The sequence below is a fragment of the Roseovarius sp. A-2 genome, from assembly GCF_002072155.1.
Classification (GTDB): domain Bacteria; phylum Pseudomonadota; class Alphaproteobacteria; order Rhodobacterales; family Rhodobacteraceae; genus Roseovarius.
The window spans coordinates 1-4,585 of record NZ_BDIY01000062.1 but is presented as its reverse complement, the minus strand read 5'-3'; the positions used below and the strand labels follow the sequence as shown (position 1 = coordinate 4,585).

At 65.1% G+C, this 4,585-nt stretch carries 4 protein-coding genes; all 4 read right to left on the bottom strand.

What is annotated here, in order from left to right; genetic code table 11:
* Nucleotides 1-6: 6 nt before the first annotated feature.
* From BHD06_RS22380 to BHD06_RS22365, 4 genes are read right to left on the bottom strand one after another with little or no spacing between them, the layout of a single operon-like run.
* Nucleotides 7-1,698, bottom strand: coding sequence for a methylmalonyl-CoA mutase family protein (locus BHD06_RS22380; RefSeq protein ID WP_080459155.1), 1,692 nt, complete (start codon nt 1,696-1,698; stop codon nt 7-9).
* Nucleotides 1,691-2,665: a methylmalonyl Co-A mutase-associated GTPase MeaB gene (gene meaB / locus BHD06_RS22375; protein WP_254892576.1), complete on the bottom strand. Its 975-nt coding sequence runs from the start codon at nt 2,663-2,665 to the stop codon at nt 1,691-1,693. The genes BHD06_RS22380 and meaB overlap by 8 nt, the downstream gene beginning before the upstream one ends.
* Nucleotides 2,662-4,107, bottom strand: coding sequence for a phenylacetate--CoA ligase family protein (locus BHD06_RS22370; RefSeq protein ID WP_080459154.1), 1,446 nt, complete (start codon nt 4,105-4,107; stop codon nt 2,662-2,664). Before BHD06_RS22370 ends, meaB begins: the two co-directional genes overlap by 4 nt.
* Complete coding sequence (locus BHD06_RS22365; protein ID WP_080459153.1) at nt 4,107-4,514, bottom strand: cobalamin B12-binding domain-containing protein; 408 nt, start codon at nt 4,512-4,514, stop codon at nt 4,107-4,109. Before BHD06_RS22365 ends, BHD06_RS22370 begins: the two co-directional genes overlap by 1 nt.
* Nucleotides 4,515-4,585 lie beyond the last annotated feature (71 nt).

Here is a 4,585-nt window from a genome sequence, read left to right as displayed (position 1 = left end):
CCCATCTCAAAACACCGGTGTTTCTCGGTAAGTGCCCCAGATGGTTTTGAGTTTTTCGACGATGTCGCCCATTGTAGCGCCTTCCTTGACGAGCTGGATGGTAACGGGCATGAGGTTTTTGGTCTCGTCCTGTGCGGTTTCGATGAGCTCGTCGAGGAGCGCCTGGACCTTTGCCTCGTCGCGGTTTGCGCGGACGGATTTGGTGCGGTCGACCTGGCGCTTTGCGGTTGTCTCGTCGTAAGGGTGGACCTCGATCTTGACGTCGCTTTCGTCGATGATGTTGCGGTTGACCCCGATCACCGGCTTTTCGCCGGACTGCTTGCGCAGCGCGGTTTCATAAGCAAAATCGGCGATGTGCTTCTGGAACCACCCCTCTTCGATCAGCTTGATGGCGCCGCCGCGCTCCTCGACCTCGTCCAGGATCTCGAAGATCTTCTTCTCGTAGTCGTTGGTCAGGCTCTCGACGAAGTAGGACCCGCCGAGCGGGTCGACGACCTGGGTGACACCGGTCTCGTCGGCGATCACCTGCTGGGTGCGCAGCGCCAGCTGCATGGCGTGCTCGGTCGGGATGGCGAAGGCCTCGTCATAGCCGTTGGTGTGCAGCGACTGCGCGCCGCCCAGAACCGCCGCCAGCGCCTGCGTCGTGGTGCGCATGACGTTGACCATGTATTGCGGCTTGGTCAGCGAGGCCGCCGCGGTCTGGCAGTGGAAGCGCAGACGCATGGACTCGGGCTTCTTCGCGCCAAACCGTTCCTTCATGATTTTGGCGTAACACCGACGCAGGGCGCGGAACTTGGCGATCTCCTCGAAGAAGTCCGCCTGACAGACGAAGAAGAAGGCAAGACGCGGCGCGAAGTCATCGACCTCGACGCCGGTCTTGAGCACCTCCTCGACGTAGACGATGAGGTTGGCCAGGGTGAAGGCCGCCTCGTGCAGGGGGGAGGACCCTGCCTCGGAGACGTGGTAGCCCGAGATGTTGATCGGGTTGTACCGCTTCATCGTCTTGGTCGAGTAGGAGATGATGTCGCGCACGATGCGCACCGACGGCGTGATCGGGAAGATATACTCCTTCTGCGCCATGTATTCCTTGAGGATGTCCGCCTGCACGGTGCCGGACACCTTGTTCAGATCGTAGCCGCGCTCCTCGCAGAGCGCGATGTACATGGCCAGGAGGATCCAGGCCGTCGGGTTGATGGTCAGTGAGACCGAGATCTTCTCGAGGTCGATGCCGTCGAGCAGCGCGCGCATGTCCGCCAGCGTGTCGATGGCGACGCCCTCGCGGCCGACCTCGCCGTCGGACATCGGGTGGTCGCTGTCATAGCCCATGAGGGTGGGCATGTCGAAGTCGGTCGAGATGCCGGTCTGGCCCTGCTCGATCAGGAACTTGAAGCGCTTGTTGGTGTCCTCGCCGGTGCCGAAGCCGGCGATCTGGCGCATGGTCCAGTTGCGGCCGCGGTACATGGTCGGATAGGGCCCGCGGGTGAACGGGTACTTGCCCGGCAGGCCGATGTCCTCGGCCGGGGTGTCGGCGATGTCGGCGGCGGTGTAGGTGCGCTTAACCGGGAAGTCGCCGAGGGTGAAGAACTGTTCCTTGCGCTCGGGGGCGCGGGCGACGAAGTCGGCGACTTCGGTGTTTTCCCAATCCTCGACCGACTTGGCGACGGTTTCGGGGCTGGTGCGGCTGATGGTGTCAGACATGGGATGTCTCCGTCGTAAACTGTTTCACGATTCCGCTCGCGGCGGCGTAGGGGTCGGTCTGGCGCGCCGCGACGCGCCGGCCCTGCGGTCCGAACTCGGGACTGGCACGCAGCGCCTCGAGCATCAGCGCCTCGGCGGCCTTCTTGAGGCGGAACTCCGAGATCTGCTCGCGACGGGCCAGGCCCGCAGGCCCGTCGAGATGGGCAAGATGACGGTCGAAGCCGGCGATGAGATCCCCGAAGCCCTGGTCGTCATAGGAGCTGGTGCCGATCACCGGCGGCACCCAGCCGCGGGTCAGCGCCCCGCCGAGCCCGTCCTTGAGCATCATCTTGAGGTCGGTGATCGTACGGTTGGCATCCGAGCGGTCGCATTTGGAGACCACGTGCAGGTCGGCGATCTCGAGAATGCCGGCCTTGATCGCCTGGATCTCGTCGCCGAGCCCCGGCGCCGAGACCACCACCGTGGTGTGCGAGGACTTGGCGATCTCCACCTCGTCCTGGCCGACGCCCACCGTCTCGATGATGATCCGGTCGAAGCCCGCAAGATCGAGGATGTCGACCACGTCCAGCGCCGCATGGGCCATGCCGCCCACCGCGCCCCGCGTCGCCATCGAGCGGATGAACACGTTGGGATCCAGCACCAGGTCCGACATGCGGATCCGGTCGCCCAGGATCGAGCCGCCGGAATAGGGGCTCGACGGGTCGATCGCCACCACCGCCACGCGCTCGCCGCCATCCAGCAGCTTGCGCACCAGCTTGTTGACCATCGTCGACTTGCCCGAGCCCGGAACCCCGGTGATGCCGATCACATGCGCCGCCCCGGCCCGCTTGTAGATCTGGCCGATCGCCTCGCGCACCTCGGGGGTGTTGGCCTCGGCCCGGCTGATCAGCCGCGCCACCGCCCAGGTCTCGCCTCGCGACGCCGGCTCGATCAGATCGAGAGAGGGAATGAAGGGTCTGGCCATCATCCCGACACCTCTTCCTGGCGCTTCAGCATCTCGGCAAAGGCGGCGCGGTCGTCGACCACCCGCTTGGCCTTGAAGTCGGTGCGCGGATGGGTGCCCGGACCCACGATCTCGATCACCGAGCGCAGCCCCAGCATGTTGTGCAGATGCGTGGCGACCTCGGCGTGGAAGGCCTTGTGCACCTCGGGGCCGCGCGCCCAACGCTCCGCGTCAAGCTCGACCGAGACCATCATCTCGTCCATCACCCCCTCGCGGGTGATGAAGATCCGGTGCTCGCCGCCGTAGCCCTCGAGCTGGCACAGCGCCGCCTCGATCTCCGACGGGTAGACGTTCTCGCCGCGGATCGTGATCATGTCATCGACCCGGCCGATGATGCCCAGCGGCAGCTGCGGATAGGTCCGCCCGCAGGGGGTGGCGTCATTGGTCCAGACCGTCAGATCCCCCGATTCAAGCCGGATCATCGGCTGGCTGGTGCGCTCGAGATGGGTGTAGACCGGCGTGCCGCGCTGGCCGTAAGGCACCCGGCGGTGGGTCTGCGGATCGCAGACCTCGGTGTAGACCACGTCCTGCCAGCACAGCATGCCCGGCGTCTCCTTCGAGCCGCCCACATGCATCCACGGCGTCATCTCGCCCATTGAGCCACTGTCATAGACCTTGGCCGCGTAGAGATCCTCGATACGGTCGCGGATCGACGGGATCGACGCCCCCGGCTCGCCCGAGAAGAACATGTATTTCAGGCCGAACTTGCGCGGATCGAGCCCGTCCTTGATGGCGGTCTCGGCCAGGTGGATGGCGTAGGTCGGCGTGCCGTAGAACCCCGCCGGCTGCAACATGTCGAGCCATTGCGCGCAGCGCGACGACATCCCCGAGGCCCCTGCCCCGAAGGGAAACGCCTTCGCGCCAAGCCGCTCGGCCCCCGCCAGCGCGCCCCAGCTGCCCATGTAGAGGCTGAAGATCGCCGCCACGCAGATCGTGTCGCCGGGCCGCATCCCCATCGCCCACATGATCCGCGCATGGGCGTTCGAGATCGACCGCCAGTCATTCTGGGAGATCGCGAAGGCCGTCGGCCGACCGGTGGTCCCCGAGGTGCCGTGCAGGTGGTGGATCTCGCTGTCCGGCACGCAGAGGTAATCGCCGAACGGCGGATGCGCCGCCTGCGAGGCCCGCAGGTCCGCCTTGCGGATCACCGGCACCTTGTCCTCGAAGTCCTCGAGCGATTTCAGGTGGCTGGGGTGGAACCCCGCCTCGTCCCACTTGCGCCGGTAGAACGGCGCATTGTCCCAAGCATAGGCGCAGAGCTCCTGCAGCCGCGCAAGGATCGCCGGCTCGCGATCCGCCTGCGGCATGGTCTCGCGATGCGGGAACCAGTACCGGCTGTCCGGGTCCGGAAAGTAGCCGTCGTCATAGCGCGGCGGCCAGGACCATTGTTCCATCCGTGCCGCCATCAGCGCGGCCCCCGCGCATCCACCAGACCGGTCAGCGTGTCGATGATGTGCTGCGGCGGCGTGTCCTGAAGCAGCACCTCGGCAACGCCCATCTTCTTGAGCTCAACGACATCCTCGTCCGGCATCACACCGCCCGCGACGACGATCATGTCCTCTACGTTGTTCTCCTTCAGAAGCGCGAAGATCTTCGGGAACACCGTCATCTGGACCCCCGACAGAAGGCTCACGCCCAGAACGTCCACGTCCTCCTGAACCGCCGCCGTCACCACCTCTTCCGGCGTCCGGTGCAGACCCGAATAGACAACGTCCATACCAGCGTCCCGCAGCGTCCGCGCAACAACCTTCACGCCACGGTCGTGGCCATCCAGACCAACCTTCGCAAGCAGAACGCGTATCTGTGTCGACATGGGTTTCCTCCCTATAAGACTCGCTGTCGAAATTTCGTATACGGAATACGATTGCTGGAAAAATGTCAAGC